This is a genomic window from Microvirga yunnanensis (assembly GCF_025460875.1).
On sequence record NZ_JAMXFI010000002.1, the window covers coordinates 82326 to 99968 of the forward strand.

Sequence of the window (17643 nt, forward strand, 5' to 3'; positions counted from 1 at the left end):
GGGAGCCTCACGGCTGCCGCCTTGCCTTACCGGACAGCGAAAGCCGTTCCGTCCGGGAGTACGACGTGCGTAATGGTCACGGCTTGGGCATCAAACGTGGCTTTATCGCTTAAGGCGTTACTTGCGAGCCGGTTTGACGCAAGCCTGTTTGAGGCAAGTCTCGCGGTGGCTGGGACACTGAATGCCAATACCAGAGTGAACGCTGCAGTGGCGGCAGCAAAGATCGATCTGCGTCTGGAGATCATGGCGTCCTCCCTTAGAAAGGGACTGCCCGTGGCCGACGGTCTCAATCCGTCACCACACGCCGATTTTACTCCTGATCGCCTAAGGCTTCCAGACCACATGGGAGGAGGATGCATGAGGGCAGCGCTGCAAAGCTCCACTATCTGAGATAAGGCTGAAGTGCTCCCGATCCGGCGATCCAGCCAAGCTTTGTCCCCGACAAAGTGGCGCAGTTCTTGATTTGTTCTGGTCTTTCACCGCGGATCGAGATAGGGTCCCACGATCCCAAATCACGACGTGCGGAGCCTTTATGAGCTTGGATAAGAAGAAGGCGATCGAGACAGCGGTCGCGCAGATCGAACGCGCCTTCGGCAAGGGCGCAATCATGCGCCTCGGCGGCGATCAGGTTGTCGAGGTCGAGACGATTTCGACCGGCTCGCTGGGCTTGGACATCGCCCTTGGTGTTGGCGGTCTTCCCAAGGGCCGGATCGTCGAGATCTATGGGCCGGAGTCTTCGGGCAAGACGACACTCACGCTCCACGCCATTGCCGAGGCCCAGAAGAAGGGCGGTGTTTGCGCCTTCATCGACGCCGAGCATGCGCTCGACCCAGTCTATGCCCGCAAGCTGGGCGTGAACCTTGACGATCTCATCGTCTCCCAGCCGGATCATGGCGAGCAGGCGCTGGAAATTGCCGACACGATGGTGCGTTCGGGCGCGATCGATGTCGTGATCATCGACTCCGTCGCTGCCCTGACCCCGAAGGCCGAAATTGAAGGCGAGATGGGTGAGAGCCGCCCCGGCCTTCAGGCCCGTCTCATGAGCCAGGCGTTGCGGAAGCTGACCGGTTCCATCAACCGGACGAACACGCTGGTGATCTTCATCAACCAGATCCGCATGAAGATCGGCGTGACCTACGGCAGCCCGGAGACCACGACGGGTGGCAACGCCCTGAAGTTCTACGCTTCTGTTCGTCTCGACATCCGCCGGATCTCGACCCTGAAGGATCGCGATGAGCCGATCGGCAACCAGGTGCGGGTGAAGGTGGTCAAGAACAAGGTCGCTCCGCCCTTCAAGCAGGTCGAGTTCGACATCATGTTCGGAGAAGGTGTCTCGAAGATGGGCGAGCTCATCGACCTCGGCGTGAAGGCTGGCGTCGTCGAGAAGTCGGGCGCCTGGTTCTCGTACGACAGCCAGCGCCTCGGACAGGGCCGTGAGAACTCCAAGACCTTCCTGAAGGAGAATCCGGAAATCGCAGCCCAGATCGAGGGTAAGATCCGCGAGAATGCAGGCCTGCTCATGCACGATCTTCAGGCCAATGATACGGGCGACACTGCGGCCGACGATGCCGCGTAATGGAAGAGGCCGGTCCGTGAGGACCGGCCTTTTTCTTAAGCGACCTGTTGATCCGGCAGCGGGACAATATCGAATGAGCGGTATCGTCCCCGACCCTCGGACTTCGCCTGATACAAAGCCTTGTCCGCACCTCGCATGATTTCGTCGCGGGTCAATTGGGGATCCTTCGCCATGAAGATCCCGATGCTCGTTCCGATTGTGATCTCCTGGCGATCCAGCCCGATCGGTGCGCTTATCGCTGCGATGATCCGCTGGGAGATTGTCTCGGCAATATCAATCGAAACAGGATCCCTGAGCAGGACGGCGAATTCATCGCCACCACGACGGGCCGGGATATCATCAGCCCGGATTGCGTTCTGAAGACGTTTCGCAACGATCCGCAGCAATTCATCACCGGCAGCGTGACCGAGCTTGTCGTTAACCTGCTTGAAGCCGTCCAGATCGAGATACAGGACCGTCAGCGCCTCGCCGTGGGTACGGAGCCTGTCGAGGTCCGCGTCCAAACGCTGGCGGAACAGAACCCGATTGGTCAGTCCGGTCAGGGCGTCGTGGTGGGCCAGGTGCGTCAGGTTCTTGGCCAGATCCTGAACCTCGTCATGGGCGCCCTCCAACAGATCATTCTGCCACTTCATGAAGGCGATCAGCCCGAAGCCGCAGAGGATCATCCCAATCATCATGAATGTGAAGGTGCGATGCAAGCCCATCAGGGCGACATGATTCTCGGTAATCAGGTCGGCAACATATTGGTTCGCCACGCCGACAAGATGCGGCAGGATCGTTGCAATGGGCTCTAGTATCGCGGTTGCTTGAACGGCCGCACCGGACTTGTCGATGCTGTAGATGAGTGGCTCTGCGGCTCTGCGGATCTCCTCGATCCGATCAGCCGCCGCCTTGGTGTCTTGGCTACTTTGGATGAAGGTACCGAAGTTTCCATCCTTCAGCATGTTGAAGCGGCTCTGAACGATGTCGAACCTGAGGATGACATCGTCAGCAGTCACGCCGCTGTCACCGGTGCGATAGGCAAGGAGGGAATGCTGAAGGCGGAAGAATTCAGATTCGGCCTTGTTCGCCACCCACGCCACATCCAGGCGCGAAACTCCTGCCAATTTGTCCTGGCGGTCGGCGATAAGCCATAGGAAGTACGCGGCCCCGATGATGAAGCCGGCGCCGAGGAGCACCAGGACAATCTTGAGCCTGTTGAGGGATCGCGCACGGTTGGGCGCCCTCTTGCTCATGGCTCTCATCGCTCTCAGACCACTGATGATCATTAGATTGCCGCCTCGCTGACTATGCGAATGCGTGCGCTCGGCAGCGGAATGACATTGTCGAAGACCAGGGGTCCAATATCACTGGCAGGCACAGGAGCTCCCAGGAGGTAGCCCTGAGCGTCGGTGAACCCTTCCTTGACGAGGAAGTGGAGTTCGTCTGCTGTCTCGACTCCTTCGGCGATCACGGGCAGGCCGAGACCATCGCACAACAGGCGCACGGCCCGGACGATCGCGGCGGCCTGCTTATTGGCATGAACCGCCTTGATGAAGGATCGGTCGATTTTGATCTTGTCGAGCGGAAACTCCCGCACATTCGACAAAGAGGAATAGCCGGTTCCGAAATCGTCCATGGCAATGGTGACGCCCAGCGCCTTGAGCCTATTGAGCGTTTGGCGGGCTCGGCTGGGATCACTGATAAGGGCTGTCTCGGTCACCTCGATCTCGAGGCGCTCTGGAGAGAGCCTGGTGTCAGCCAGAATGCTTTCGACCAACTCGGCCAGTCCCTCATCAATAAGCTGCCGCGCAGAAACATTGACCGCGATCGTGAGCGGTCGCGTCCAGCTTGCTGCCTCACGGCAGGCTGTGCGTAAGACCCATTCGCCTAAGGTGAGTATAAGGCTGCTCTCTTCCGCAATCGGTATGAAGAGCCCGGGTGAGAGGTCATCACGGACGGGATGTTTCCACCGCAACAGCGCTTCAAAGCCCGTCACCTCCCCGGTGCCGATCTTCGCCTGGGGCTGGTAAACGAGGTAGAGTTGATCGTCCTGAATGGCTTGGCGGAGATCCTGTTCGATGGTCCGGCGCTCGCGGAGCTTGTCACCCATCGTTGGATCGAAGAAGCGGCAGGACCCGCTCGTTTCCTCCTTGACCCGGTGAAGAGCGGTATCGGCGCAGGAGAGCAACTCGGCCCGGTCACTGGCATCGGTGGGATACAAGGCAATGCCGATGCTCACGGACACGGACCCGGGAAGGTCTTCGACCTGAAGGCCGGCAGCAACTGCCTTCTGCAGCCGCTCTGCAAGGAGGCGGACTTCCGTCGGGCTTTCAATATTGGGCATGAGAACCGCGAATTCGTCGCCGCCAAGCCGCGCAAGGATCTGCCCGCGGCTCAGTACCGTCGCCAGCTTGCTGGCAACATCCCGAAGGGTATGGTCGCCGGTCGTATGACCATAGAGGTCGTTAATGTCCTTGAAGCCGTCGATGTCGAGGCAGAGAATTGCCAGCTGTTGGTTCCTGGCCTGGTGGACGGCAATTTCACGATCGAGCCTGTCAATGAAGTTGGCCCGGTTCTCAAGGCCAGTCACAAGATCACGGGTCCGGTTCCAACGATCCCGGATGCTCATGCCGGCGCCAATTCCGGTGAGAACGACACCTGTGACGAAGGCCAGGAGGGTTAAGCTGATCCCAAATCCATCTGGGGGAGGGGGCGCTACCACTCTGGTTCCGACCCAGTAGGTCGACCATAGGCCGAAGAGCGCGGCCGCGATTGCCACGCCTCTGAGGACAAATCGTTTGGAACCCCGGATTTTGCCTGCCTGTGTCCACTGATGGACGCACGTAAGACAGGCGACAGCAAGGGTCGCAACCTCCATCGCGATCAAAAGAGCAGATCGCTCTGTGAAGACAAACTCAGAAACGGTCAGCATAGGACGCCCGCGTTAACCTCCGAGCCTCAGCTGCCACAAAGTGCTTGAACTCGAACCAGATTAAAAATGTCGATTGAGATATCGATATACCGGGTTCGCACCGGTATGGCGGGGCGGCATCATGCCTTTGGATCGGGCCTAGAGGGCTGGGCATCCAATCCGCCATAGGAAAGTCAAATCGAGACCTTCACTGTTGTGACTTTTAATTCGGATCCAGCCTAACTACAATCGGTTTGAAGCGTTTTAAGCACCAGGGTTAATCCGACGCCTAAGCGATCAAATCCCTTGTTTGGTGCATAGAATCTTTATACGTCGGGAGGTGACGCAGGCTCACGTTCTCGGGCCTGCGCTCCGCTCTAGCTGACGTACACCAGCTTGCTGGGGTCGAGTTCCGCTTCACCGTCCCACTGATATGCGGCGAGATGGCCACCCTTCGCGACGGAGTAGTCGAGGCAGAGCCGGCGCCGGTCAGTCAGGCCCGGATTTCCTTGAAGCCAGTAATGCCCAAAGACTACCGAGGCGGCGTGGTCGTACTCCAAGCGATCCTCGGGGCCGAGTTCGATATCCGGCAGGAGAGCGGTTGTCTCTGGATCGACGAGAGCAGCGCTCCTGTAGGTGGTAGCCACATCGTCCCACCAGCGGATGCGAGTGTTGGTTCGCTCATGGCCATCCTTATCGAAGAACGATACGCCTGCGGGGAGGGCGATCTCAAGGCCTTTTAGAAGGATCTCGACGGCGTTGTGCGCCGGATGCCCCTTGGCGAAAGAGGCATAGATGCCATCCTCTGTGAGCGAAGCGTCCTGATTGACGAAGTTCCTCATGATGGCGATTTCGCGAGCATGCCAGCAGGCATGAATGACCCGAAGGCCATCAGTCTCCCACCAGAGGGGCAGGGTCATGAACCACTCGACCGTTTCCCGGTGGAGAGGAGAGCCCTCGCCGACGGCCTCTAGGAATGCCTGATGCTGGTTGCGATTCTTGGCACTGTGCGCCCGGAGCGGCCGAGAGGGCTCGTTGGGATCGGTGAGGAACCAGCCGATGGCATTGTGCTCATGGTTGCCCATCGTCACCAGGGCAAAGCCTTCGTCTCTCATCTGCCGGAGGATCCGAACGGTTTCGAGTTGCTCGGGGCCACGGTCGATGAGGTCGCCCACGCTGACCAGCGTCCGGTCCTGATGCTGCCAGATGCCGTTCTTGAGCTTATAGCCCAGCTTGGAGAGGAGGGCGGTAAGCTTGGATGCGTGTCCATGGACGTCGGCGACAATATCAAAGCGCAATTCGAACTCCTTTCAGGTGCACTTTCAGCACCCAAAGCTTGGCCGTTCGTACGAGACGGACGGGCGTCATTTGATTTCTACTTTTCGGGGATCTTGATGACCCAAATTGCCAAGCTTTGCGGAAGAAATAAAGCCGAAAATTCCGCCTTGAGTGCTCGGAATTAACCGAACGTTAACCATGTCGGCGATATCAAGGCAGCAACCGGGATGTGGGGCACTCGGCTGACGTGGTTGAGGGGTGGCGCGGATGTACCGTCACCCCTGACCACTGTCCAGCGGCGGCGCCCGATCGTTGTGATCTGCTGGCACAATCTCTCAAGCAAAGCCGAAATCCCGCGGTTTAAATCTAGCATTTTGTATCCGATGACTAATATCTTGACCGCCCCCACACGGCACTCGGGCCCACTGAGATAAGTCATTGACGCTATGCATCGACAGGATCAGAATCATCCACGCGCCGTGATTTGACTGACGCATCCCAAGTAAGGGGACGATCATGCTTCAGATCATTATTCTGGCTTGCGTTCTTGCTGTCATAATGCCGATCGTGCCTGCCAGGGGACAACCAAACGGAGTCCTGACTCAGGCCAATGCCAAGGTGCTGATTGATCAATATTACTGCTACTCGATGGGAGCCGCAGCAGCACAGACTGTTCTTTTGAAGAAGTGGTTCAAGGCAATCGGAGCAACCGATCAGGAATTCACAAACTTTCAGGCTAACGCAGAGCGAGCTCGGCGGACCGCTTGTGGAGAACCACCAAGTAATTTTATTCCTGCTCCCATGGGTTCGATTACTGCCCGGTTTCAGAACAATCATCATCTTACAAATGCCGAAGCAAAACTGACTCTCCTCGACTCGTTGGAAAGATACGCAAAACTCCTGGCATCCAGTTGTGGTTTGCCGACAGAGAGAGATCTTGCGCAATCTCTCTTTGTTCGGATGCGTAGCGTATCTGGAGGACCGAGCGCGACACCTGCAAGCTTCGATCCTTCAAATCCGTCTGCGTTTCTGGGTTCGTGCGGAAGGGGCGGCGGCCAAGTTCCGGATATCAGCGACGACATAGGCAGTTGGGGCAATTCTGCAAAGGATCACTATCGACAGTGCGTGAATAACGTAATCGCCAAGGCGAAACCTGCAGAATGTGTCAACAACCCTTATGCGTCTCAGACCCTGAACAACATAAAATATGGGACTGCATTTATACTTGGGTTGGTCACAGCCGCTACCGCCACCGGGCCTGCTGCTCCCATTGTCGTACTTGGAGCCGCAGTTACAATATTAGTTACTATTCAAATTGATAATGCAAACGAAGAACAGCGCCGAAAAGATCAGGAAAACATAAAAAAACTACAAGAGCAGCTAGCCGAAAAGGAGAAGAGCGACGCTACTGGGTCAGCGCCTGCTTCACCCACTGCTACAACTCCGTCAGACTCCAACAGTGATTCTGACGACATTACACTTGCTCCAACCCCTGTACCTGAGGATACGCCAGATAAGAATAAGCAATGCAGTCGGTTTCCTGTCGCTGGAACAGGATACGAGCTCTCGTATGCACGAGAGGATGGTGGCGTCATAGGAATTCTGGACTCGATCCGATCGTGTCGCTGTGAGGCAAGAGCTGTTGAAGGTCTAAATAATTCAGGCATAGCCGGACGAATCGGTTCCGAGTGTCAGTCGGATGAAGACCGAACCCGCGCAGACTGCGCTCAAAATCCGTTCGATGATCACGATCGTCCTCGCGAAGAATGTATTGCTTTGCTTCTGCAGGACAATTCAGCCTCGGTGAACGTCGAGGCGCTTTTGTGTAGTCAGGTTAGGTGCTCACAGTACTCATCGAAAGTCGGCATGAGTCCAAATAGAGTGCTTGCTTGTGGGTGCCTCGGGCTCTCTATAGACGGACCCACTAGAACAGCGACCTGCGACAGGATGAGGTGCGAAGGAGAATGTGTGTGCCGCGGCCAGAGGTGCAGTTGCGAAGGGAGTGATATGCATACAACTCCCCCTACACCGCCCAGACCTCCTGTTCGACCTCTAATTCCCCACGGCCTTGGCGGGATTACTCTGCCGCCATTGCGTTAACGTTCGTTTTAGGAATCCTGAGGTCTGCTGCCTTTAGCAGATCTGTCTGCACACGTTTCCGCGATCTGTTTCAAAGGAGCCGGGATCGGCTCCGGAGACACTCTAGACCAATGCCCGAAACAAGAAAGGGGAGGCCTGAGGCCTCCCCTTTTGGGTTTAGAGCATGAAGTAGGCGGCCTTCATGGACGAGACGCCTTTGACGCCGATGTAGTGGTCCGCGACGCCGTCTCCGTTGGAGTCTATAACGAGGTTATCGGTGGCAGTGTTGTAGTAGAACTGCCCCGCCTTGTTAGCATTCAGCTTCCAGTCGCCCGTGGAGTTGCCGAGGAAGGTCATCTTCTGGCGGCCGGCGACATCCGGGTTAGCATCGAAGCTCCGGAAGTTGATCTTGTCGTCCGCCCGAAAATCATAGATCCGATCAAACGAATTCAGGTCGCCAAGGTCCCCGTAGGAGTTGAACTTGAACTGGTCTTTCCCGGATCCCCCATAGAGCCGATCAGCGCCAGCACCGCCCCAGATGGTGTCGTTTCCGGCACCACCCGATAGGTAGTCCATTCCGTCGCCACCGCTGAGGAGGTCGTTGCCCGACTCCCCATAGAGCTTATCATCGCCGGCGCCACCATAGAGCTTATCGTTCCCGGCGCCGCCCTTGAGAGTGTTGTTCTCGGAGTTGCCAGTGATCGTATCGTTGAACTTCGAGCCTCTGGCGTTTTCGATGACCGTCGCCTTGCTGATAACAACCTGGCCATCAGAGATAACAGAACCCGCCTTCTTGTTGACGTAGCTCCAGCTTCCGGGCTCAAGATTGATCGAGACTTTGTACTTCGCTGCCGAAGCGTCGAGCGTGTCGATCCCGCCGGCATCGAAGATGTACTTGTCGTTGCCCATCTTGTAGGTGTTGGTGCCAAGACGAACCTGCGGAGTTCCGTAGATCTCCTGGAGCGCCATGATGTCATAAACGCCCATCTTGTTGTCCGGGCCCGTATAATCGTAGCCCATGGCGGAGGAGGCGAGTTCCTTGCCCCTCAGAGCGTACGGTCCCTCGAAGGGATGCTGAAGTCCAAGAGCATGGCCGATCTCATGGAGAAGGGTGTGAATGCCCTGGCCGCTCTTGGTGTTGTATTTGATATGACTGTCGGCCCAGACCTGGCCCTGTTCGAACCTACCGAGCACCTTGTTGTAGTAGATGCCCATCCCGCTGCCGACGATATCTCCGGTGAAATCGTACTGACCGAAGGCGAGCAGAGAATTGGCTGCGTCAGATTCGACGAAAGTCACATTGGCGATCGAGGAGATGTAGCCGAGAGCGGCATAGACCGTCGCCTTCTCCTGAGCCGAGTAGGTCGAGAAGGTCGATGCCTTCCTGTCGCTGCTTCCTTCCGGGGCCGCATTCATGAAAGAGAAGGTGATGACGGCCCCTTCTCCGTCAGCCTTGTTTGCGTAGTCGCGGAACGACTCGTTGTCCTTATCGGTTCCGCGGAGGGCAAGGATGGCTCTAGCAGACATATTATTACTTTCTCATTCTTGAAGCAGGAGCAAGCGAGCGCACTTGTAATGCATCAAACCGAAATAGAATGGTAGGATACAAAACCGTTTGCGCCGCTGGCGGTCAAGCTGTTTCAGTTTCATTCTGGGGATTTAATTTCCCGTCCTAATAAGGACGCCGTCTCGAAATGCCTGCTGGCTTGTGCACCCCGGATGATGGTCATCGCGCGTTAATCAGTGTGGCAAACGGGGTTTGTTGATCCGTACAAAAAAGGGGCGCGCGCACAAGCGCCCCGTTATGTGCTGATCTTAAGTTCAAGCGAAGAGTTCCGCCTGCTCGATCCTAGGTCTTGCCGCTGCGGATTCCAGAGCGAGTTGCCTCTGAACACGCGGACTGTGCATTCCGATCTTAAGACGGTGGCGTTCGTCTTCACACCTGGCGATATAGTCTTGAACGGCATCATCGCGGACGGCCTCGCACATCTCGCGAGACCCTACTGCAACCAAGCGATTGCCATCGTAGAGGACGCTAGGTCGGTTCTCGACATCGATAATATGCACGGGCTACGTCCCCTTAGATATGCGCTGTACGTCCAGCCTGAATGGCCCGAGGCATCATGGATTGTCCGGGGCGGCAACGATCGGCGACATAGGATCCAGCGGCAGCGGCACTCGAGAATACGCCTTCAAATTTTCCATCGATGTACAGACCAACGTGATCAGAGCCGCGAATTGGGGTCAGATCGTATGTTCGCTCGGTCCGAGGCTTCGGCTTCCTGGACGGCACGGTCCGGACAATCTTAAGGGCTGATGCCTGGGTAAGGGCGGCACTAGTGTCGTCAAATGGTCCGTGTGACAAACCATCGATAATCAATTCCACCCGTGAGCCGTCGAGGGGCACTAGTCTGATCTGACCCAAAAGGGCGCAGCGCCGGACTTTGCTATTCAGCTTCCGGCTAAATGTGGTGCGATTTCCATAGGAGCCAGTTTTGGAGCACTTGCGCATCGTCGGATCATAATGAAGGCAGATGAGGTCTCTCCGCACGACACGCTTATAGGCGATATCGAGCGGAGAATTGGGTTAAACAACGCCTTTATGGGCGCCAGCTAAGGGTTGATCTCCCTAGCCACATCCTGAGCTTTGGCCGCATGCAGTGCATGAGGTGCATTTGCCCGCACGGATCATCTGGAAACTGCCGCAGGCGCCGCAAGCCTCGCCAATGAACCCTTGGCTCTTCGCCAATGCCACTTTCGATGCGAGCTCTCCTTCCTCTCGCACCGCTGGGGGCTGGAACGGCAGACTCTCAATCGGGTGCATTGCCAAAGCGGCGTTGCCGTCGACTTGAGGGATCATAGCCGTCGATGAGATGGCGACGGTCTGGGCAACCGCCTGCACATCCGACCGAACAAATCCGCGCGAGATCGGGAGTACAACTCCCGAAGAATCCGACGAAGTGCCGTCATTCTTGCCCAGGCCGACGGTCGTCGGTGCGTTCTCCGGCTCGACGTGGGCGAGGTCGTTGCGGCCGAGATAGGACACGGCGAGCTCGCGGAACACGTAGTCGAGGATCGAGGTCGCGGACTTGATCCGGTCGTTGTTCTGGACGAAGCCGGCCGGCTCGAAGCGCGTGAAGGTGAAGGCCTCCACGTATTCCTCCAGCGGCACGCCGTATTGCAGGCCCAGCGAGATCGCGATGGCGAAGTTGTTCATCATGGCCCGGAAGGCGGCGCCTTCCTTGTGCATGTCGATGAAGATCTCGCCGAGGCGCCCATCATTATATTCGCCAGTCCGGAGGTAGACGCGATGTCCGCCGACCGTTGCCTTCTGGGTGTAGCCCTTGCGGCGGTCGGGCATGCGCTCACGGTCCCTGACCTTTACAATGCGCTCGACAACCTTCTCGACCATGCGCTCAGAGATCTGAGCCACCTTAGCTGCCGCGGGGAGGGCGGCGACGGATTCCGCCGCATCGTCCGCATCCTGGTCCTCATCGGCGATGAGGGCGGAGTTCAGGGGCTGCGAGAGCTTGGATCCGTCGCGGTAGAGGGCGTTCGCCTTCAGACCCAGCTTCCAGGACAGCATGTAGGCGTTCTTGCAATCCTCCACAGTGGCGTCGTTGGGCATGTTGATCGTCTTGGAGATCGCCCCCGAGATGAAGGGCTGCGCGGCCGCCATCATGCGGATGTGGCTCTCGACCGAGAGATAGCGCTTGCCGATCTTGCCGCACGGATTGGCGCAGTCGAACACCGCGTAGTGCTCCACCTTGAGGAACGGCGCGCCTTCCAGCGTCATCGCCCCGCAGATGTGGATGTTCGCGGCCTCGATGTCGGCCTTCGAGAAGCCGAGGAAGGACAAGAGGTCGAAGGACGGATCGTTGAGCCTGTCCGCCGGCACCTTGAGCGTGCCGGTCAGGAAGTCCTCGCCCAGAGTCCAGCGGTTGAAGACGAACTTGATGTCGAATGCCGATTTCAGGCCCTTCTCCACCGCGTCGATCTTCTCGTCCGAGAAACCCTTGGCGCGCAGGGAGCCCGGGTTGATGGCGGGCGCCTGCTTCATGGAGCCGTGGCCGACCGCATAGGCCTCGATCTCGGCGATCTCGTGCTCGCGGTAGCCGAGCGCCCGCAGGGCGTCGGGCACCGCCCGGTTGATGATCTTGAAGTAGCCGCCGCCGGCGAGCTTCTTGAACTTCACCAGGGCGAAGTCAGGCTCGATGCCGGTGGTGTCGCAATCCATCACGAGGCCGATCGTGCCGGTGGGCGCGATCACGGTGGCCTGCGCGTTGCGGTAGCCATACCTCTTACCAAGGTCCAGCGCTGTCTCCCAAGCCTCTTTGGATTCGGTGGCAAGCTGGCTGCCGAGGGAGTTCCAGGCCTCATTCAGAGGTCCGGAACGATTCAGGGTATCCACGTCGAGCGGAACCAAGCTGGTGGACAACCCATCGTACCCGTCCAGAGCGCCGATGGCTGCGCGGCGGTGGTTATACATCACCCGCAGCATGTGCTTGGCATTCTTCTCGTATTGAGGGAACGGTCCAAGCTCTCCAGCCATCTCGGCCGAGGTAGCATAGGAGACGCCGGTCATGATCGAGGTGAGGGCACCTGCAATGGCTCGTCCTTCATCGGAGTCGTAAGGCAGGCCCATTGTCATGAGCAGGCCACCGATGTTTGCGAAGCCGAGGCCGAGCGTGCGGTACTCGTAGGAGAGCTGCGCGATTTTCTTGGATGGGAACTGCGCCATCATCACGGAGATTTCGAGCACCACCGTCCAGAGGCGGCAAGCATGCTTGAAGTCCGCGATGCTGAAGGTGCTTCCTTGACGATCGAGGAACTGCAGCAGGTTGGCGGAGGCGAGGTTGCACGCCGTGTCGTCCAGGAACATGTATTCCGAGCACGGGTTCGAGGCACGGATGCGGCCACCCTCAGGGCTGGTGTGCCAGTCGTTCATGGTGGTGTTGAAGTGCAGGCCCGGATCGGCGGACGCCCAGGCGGCATGGCCGATCTGCTCCCACAGGTCGCGAGCCTTCAGGGTTTTCATGACATGGCCACCACGACGGGCCGTTAGGTGCCAGTCGGCATCGTTCTCAACAGCGCGGAGGAACTCCTCAGTTACGGAAACCGAATTGTTGGAGTTCTGGCCGGAGACGGTGAGGTAGGCTTCCGAATCCCAATCGGTGTCGTAGATCGGGAAGTCGATGTCGGTGTAGCCCTGGCGCGCGAACTGGATCACGCGGTTGATGTAATTGTCCGGGATCATCACCCGGCGAGCCAGCTTGATCTCCTTCTTCAGGGCCGGGTTCTTCTCCGGATCGAAGCAGGCATCGCCCTCGGCCTCGCAGTTCACGCAGGCCTTCAGGATGGCTTTCAGGTGCTTAGAAGCGAGTTTGGAGCCCGTGACCAGCGCGGCAACCTTCTGCTCCTCCTTTACCTTCCAGTCGATGTAGCTCTCGATGTCGGGGTGATCTACATCGATCACGACCATCTTGGCCGCGCGGCGCGTGGTGCCGCCCGACTTGATGGCGCCGGCGGCGCGGTCACCGATCTTGAGGAAGGACATCAGGCCGGACGAGCGGCCGCCGCCGGAGAGCTTCTCGCCTTCTCCCCTGAGATAGGAGAAGTTGGAGCCGGTTCCCGAGCCGTACTTGAACAGGCGCGCCTCGCGCACCCAAAGGTCCATGATGCCGCCCTCGTTCACCAGGTCGTCCTCGACGCTCTGGATGAAGCAGGCATGGGGTTGCGGATGCTCGTAAGACGACTTGGACTTGGTCAGCTTTCCGGTCTTGTAGTCCACGTAATAGTGACCCTGGCTCGGACCGTCGATGCCATAGGCCCAGTGCAGGCCAGTGTTGAACCATTGCGGGGAGTTGGGCGCCACCATCTGATTGGCGAGCATGAAGCGCAACTCGTCATGAAATGCATGGGCATCTTCTTCCGACGAGAAGTAGCCGCCCTTCCAGCCCCAATAGGTCCAGCAGCCGGCGAGCCGGTCGAAGACCTGCTTGGAGGAGATCTCGGAACCGAAGCGCTGATCCTCGGGGAGCTGGCCAAGCGCCGCCTCGTCGGGCACGGAGCGCCAGAGCCAGGAGGGAACGTCGTTCTCCTCCACCTTCTTCAGGCGGGCCGGGACGCCGGCTTTGCGAAAGTACTTCTGGGCCAGCACATCCGCTGCGACCTGGCTCCAGGATTCGGGAACCTCGATGTTCTCGAGCTTGAAGACGATCGAGCCGTCCGGATTGCGGATCTCGCTCGTGGCGAGCCGGAAGGCGAGGGCAGCGTAGGGCGACTGCCCTGCTGTGGTGAAACGGCGCTCGAAATGCATCGTAGGCTAATCCTTACTTCGGAGATCTCAATCTCCGGGCCGCAGGGGCGGCTCATTGATGAGGGGTCTCAGGGTCTTTCGCTTCCCAGTGGAGGGCATACTCGAAGCGACCCAGAGGATGCTCTGGAACACCGCAAGTATGATTTGCGAAATAAATTGTACTTTAAGTGCGAGATAATTCCAAAGACGATCACGCCCTGACAGGGATCAAGGCGAAAATGTCCTTAATTTTCGTCACTTTGATCTCTCAGGAGAGAAGACGGCGTCGATCGATGTGCCTGCACCGGATCGCGAATTGGATCGCCTTCGAGGCGCCGCCGACGTGGCAAATAGCTTCGGCAGCGGCCAGGAAGTCATCTCTGTAGGTCCGGCGAGTATAGATGGCCGAATGCGCCTCGGACTGACTGAATCCAGCGAGGCTCATGGCCCGCTGCAGACGCGGAAGGGGCCGAGTGATCATGGGAGGTCTCCGGATCCAGATTTTGGGGTTTGGTTCTGGTCAGTGGATCTCGTGATCACCTGATCTAAGTGGATCTTGTTCTATCCCTTGTGGGTGGGAAGAGGGCGGTGCACTCCTTTATGAAAGCACCGCAGCATCGATCTGGGCCTGAGCATAGTAGCGATAGGCCTCTTCGGTCGGTCCTTTGAGCGTCCTTCGCGCAGTCTCAATTTCGTTTCGGACCTGTTTCAGCCTAGCCAGACCGTTCCGGATCTGGCTTTCAAGCCGGCGCTTTTCGGACATGATCTCCCGGTCGACCCGGGCGGCGTCGGCGGGATCAACGGGCAGGGTAGGGACATAAACGAAATCCCGCTCTATGGAAGTCCGCCAGGAGAGTAGGCTTTCGAGCAGGCGGTTGCTCAGGCCGGGGACGGCGTGGAACCGCTTGATGTCGATGTCGGCAGCGGTCTCGATCCCATAGGAGGCAAGGAAGATCTGCCGTTCCGTGGTCAGAGCCTCTATCCTGGCCTCAGCAATCCGGTAGCCATCGAGGTAGCGGTTCCTTTGCAGCGCCCAATGATTGTCTTTGAGCTCCTCTTGGCGGCGGTTCCGGAGGGCTGGGAGCTGGTCCCAAACGTCGCGAAGCTCCTGAAGGACGGTCTTCTGACGAGAGAACTCTTCTGAACTCGCCCTGAGTGTCCACTCGGCCTCGGCAGCTTCCCACTTGAGCTTTGCTCGCTCTAAGCGACGCCTGATGGCAGCCTCGTCGTCCTCGGTATCAAACAGACCGTGGGTGACAAAGAATGCGAGGATCCCAGCACCGATGAACCACATCGGGTGAATGGCCTCAATCTTGGTGAAGATGCCTAATGTAATCAGGCCAAATCCGATGATCACTGCGGCCAGATGGGCAAGGTTCCCTTTGCGGCGGACTGCTAGAGCCGCTTCCGAGGGAGCCGAGTCAAGGTTGAGGACATTGGGCGCCTCACCTGGTGGGTCGAGGGTTTCGGCTTCCCGCCAGAGGGTCTCAAAGTCAGCGCTTTCTCCGAAGACAACTGCCTCAGCCATGAAACTTGAGGCCGTCCCGTTGTCGGATGAGAGCCGGCACCACGGGCACGAGGTTCCTGTGTGGTGCCAATGGGATCCATCGGAGCGGCATGGCTTCAGATTTTGCTCTAGTCGGCTGAGGGCAGCCATCCACTCGCGCGCTGACGGGCGTCCGCCCTTGACCGCAGGTTTTCCGAACGCACGCTCAAACAACGCGGCCAACTCTGGGCCCACAATTGACAAGGATGGGGTCTTTGGCGGCTGCTCCATTAGATGGACGCTACGACGGGAGCCATATGGGAAGCGAAACTCAGCGATCGCTCTCGAGATCGGCATGTCACCATCTCCGAGGTAGCGTCCTGCGAAGGGATGGCGGCCAGCAAAGAGTAACTGGAATATCAGAATAGCCAGGGCAAAATTGTCATGGTTAACGCTGCGAACCAGACCACCAAAGGGCTTGTCTTGAAGTTCGGGGGCAAGCAGCGTTACCTGCGCGGCTTCTCCGACTACAGAATCGATCATGTCGATCTGGAAGGTGTCGCAGCCCGTGAGAATGACCGATGCATCCTGTCCGACCAGAATATTGGCAGGGTTGACGTTTCCAACGATGCACCCGGCTTTGATCACCGCGTTGAATGCCCGAGCAAGATTGATCGAGACCCTGACAAGAAATCTCCAATCGGCATTAGGAAAGCGCTCGATCTGCCCCTTAGGGCTGGAGAGCGTTGAGATGGGAAACCGCCCTCTGACCAAGGGCATCAGGAACCCGATAGGCTCGTGACTATCCTTCGGATAGAGCAGGGTTGTCGGCCAGGCCGTCACCTTCCTTAGTTCGCTGTTGTTGAGCTGCAGCATCCCCTTGAGCCGGGCAGTCATGTGCGCACTAGGGCTGCCGTGGAGGACTTTGGCCGCAAGCCGTCCGTCGGCGGGCACACGATAGACGGCTCCGCCGCTCTCATCGGAGAGCATTTCACCGAGCGGGAATGGTACTCCAGCCTCGTCAGTCACCCGGGGTGCATTGAGGTTAACAGCGATGCTTTCGCCTGAAGGGAGCCGCCGGTCCGTTGGAAGGGCAGGGCTGAGATGCATCGCGTAAGGTCCTCATGTGACGCGGCCGATTTACATTCAGGTGAATGCGATGGGCACGATAGAGGATCGATCTGTTAATTGGAATTTACGATTTAAAACAGCGTAAACGCCAGCCGCTTTGCGCCTATTCGGCGGCTAATTTCGTGCGGCAGATCATTGCGAGCGTCGTAGCCCTACGGTTATGAGAGGAGAGATACCTCGTTGCGCGCCTTCTGGTATCGGTCGAATTCCAGGCTCAAGATTTCTGCGCCACGCGAGCGAACCTTCTTGATCCGTGCGAGCGTTTTCTCGAGGTCCGCGATCCCGAGCCTAAGCTGGAGTTCCAGATCTCTGGCTTGTGCCGCGATATCCGCCTTAACTCCATCGACCTGCACGGGCAGGAGTGGCTCGGCAGGATCGAATTGGAATCCGCTCTGCAGCGTTCTGCGCCAATCGACCAAGGTTTTCGCGATTGAGGGACCAATACCCTGGATGCGCGAAAGGTTTTCCTCGGCCGGGATGTCGGCTGCCGTCTTGACCTTCGCGTCTTGGAGAGCTTTCAGACGCGGGTCACCTATATTGAAGATATCGGCCTCATGAATTGGGAACCCTGATAGAAACTGCTGACGCTGGGTGTCCCATTGGACGTCCCTGAGAGCCTCCATCTTCTCCTCTTCCTGATCGGGAAGGCTGTTCCACTCATTCCGGAGGTCCAGCAGTTGGAGTTTCTTGGTGTCGAAGGATCGCGGTCCAGCGCATTGCTCCCATTCGGCCTCGACGCTCTTCCATTCGGCCTCGGCAGCTTGGAGCCGCTTCTGGAAGGCACTGGTGTCTGTAGGAATTGCCAGGACGCAGCAGAGACAGAGGAGTCCGACCCCTCCAATAGACCATAGCGATACTGGGTCTCCTCCAGCGATGCTGAGGATCGGGAGAAGGATGAAAGC

At 58.1% G+C, this 17643-nt stretch carries 10 protein-coding genes; 2 read left to right on the top strand and 8 right to left on the bottom strand.

What is annotated here, in order from left to right; translation table 11 throughout:
- Positions 1-532: 532 nt before the first annotated feature.
- A complete protein-coding gene (gene recA, locus NF876_RS01550; RefSeq protein ID WP_262267251.1) occupies positions 533-1576 on the top strand; it encodes a recombinase RecA in 1044 nt (347 codons plus the stop codon).
- 35 nt (positions 1577-1611) lie between these two features.
- Here recA and NF876_RS01555 read toward each other — a convergent pair whose 3' ends face one another.
- The 3 genes from NF876_RS01555 to NF876_RS01565 all read right to left on the bottom strand — a co-directional run bounded on the left by NF876_RS01555 (position 1612) and on the right by NF876_RS01565 (position 5767).
- Entirely contained in the window at positions 1612-2754 is a 1143-nt protein-coding gene (locus NF876_RS01555) for a GGDEF domain-containing protein (protein ID WP_262267252.1), read from the bottom strand.
- 89 nt (positions 2755-2843) lie between these two features.
- On the bottom strand, positions 2844-4490 hold the full coding sequence (locus tag NF876_RS01560; protein WP_262267253.1) for a bifunctional diguanylate cyclase/phosphodiesterase: 1647 nt from the start codon (positions 4488-4490) through the stop codon (positions 2844-2846).
- 356 nt (positions 4491-4846) lie between these two features.
- Positions 4847-5767: a metallophosphoesterase gene (locus NF876_RS01565; protein ID WP_262267254.1), complete on the bottom strand. Its 921-nt coding sequence runs from the start codon at positions 5765-5767 to the stop codon at positions 4847-4849.
- A gap of 496 nt (positions 5768-6263) precedes the next feature.
- Here NF876_RS01565 and NF876_RS01570 point away from each other — a divergent pair, with 496 nt between their 5' ends.
- On the top strand, positions 6264-7847 hold the full coding sequence (locus NF876_RS01570; RefSeq protein ID WP_262267255.1) for a hypothetical protein: 1584 nt from the start codon (positions 6264-6266) through the stop codon (positions 7845-7847).
- 156 nt (positions 7848-8003) lie between these two features.
- Here the strand turns inward: NF876_RS01570 and NF876_RS01575 are convergent, their stop codons facing one another.
- From NF876_RS01575 to NF876_RS01595, 5 genes are all read right to left on the bottom strand, one after another.
- Positions 8004-9353 carry a M10 family metallopeptidase C-terminal domain-containing protein gene (locus NF876_RS01575; RefSeq protein ID WP_262267256.1) on the bottom strand — a complete coding sequence of 450 codons (1350 nt, stop codon included), beginning with the start codon at positions 9351-9353 and terminating at the stop codon, positions 8004-8006.
- Positions 9354-10455: 1102 nt separating this feature from the next.
- The gene (locus NF876_RS01580; RefSeq protein ID WP_262267257.1) at positions 10456-14145 is read right to left on the bottom strand and encodes a vitamin B12-dependent ribonucleotide reductase; all 3690 of its coding nucleotides are present in this window, start codon (positions 14143-14145) and stop codon (positions 10456-10458) included.
- Between the two features lie 247 nt (positions 14146-14392).
- Positions 14393-14605 carry a hypothetical protein gene (locus tag NF876_RS01585; protein WP_262267258.1) on the bottom strand — a complete coding sequence of 71 codons (213 nt, stop codon included), beginning with the start codon at positions 14603-14605 and terminating at the stop codon, positions 14393-14395.
- 117 nt (positions 14606-14722) lie between these two features.
- The gene (locus tag NF876_RS01590) at positions 14723-16720 is read right to left on the bottom strand and encodes a hypothetical protein (RefSeq protein ID WP_262267259.1); all 1998 of its coding nucleotides are present in this window, start codon (positions 16718-16720) and stop codon (positions 14723-14725) included.
- A gap of 179 nt (positions 16721-16899) precedes the next feature.
- The coding region (locus tag NF876_RS01595) for a hypothetical protein (protein ID WP_262267260.1) at positions 16900-17643 on the bottom strand (744 nt) is incomplete at its 5' end.

Excerpts from the sequence above, each read along its gene's own strand:
- recA (WP_262267251.1), top strand. The coding sequence starts at position 533 with ATGAGCTTGGATAAGAAGAAGGCGATCGAGACAGCGGTCGCGCAGATC.
- NF876_RS01560 (WP_262267253.1), bottom strand. The coding sequence starts at position 4,490 with ATGCTGACCGTTTCTGAGTTTGTCTTCACAGAGCGATCTGCTCTTTTG.
- NF876_RS01570 (WP_262267255.1), top strand. The coding sequence starts at position 6,264 with ATGCTTCAGATCATTATTCTGGCTTGCGTTCTTGCTGTCATAATGCCG.
- NF876_RS01575 (WP_262267256.1), bottom strand. The coding sequence starts at position 9,353 with ATGTCTGCTAGAGCCATCCTTGCCCTCCGCGGAACCGATAAGGACAAC.
- NF876_RS01580 (WP_262267257.1), bottom strand. The coding sequence starts at position 14,145 with ATGCATTTCGAGCGCCGTTTCACCACAGCAGGGCAGTCGCCCTACGCT.
- NF876_RS01585 (WP_262267258.1), bottom strand. The coding sequence starts at position 14,605 with ATGATCACTCGGCCCCTTCCGCGTCTGCAGCGGGCCATGAGCCTCGCT.
- NF876_RS01590 (WP_262267259.1), bottom strand. The coding sequence starts at position 16,720 with ATGCATCTCAGCCCTGCCCTTCCAACGGACCGGCGGCTCCCTTCAGGC.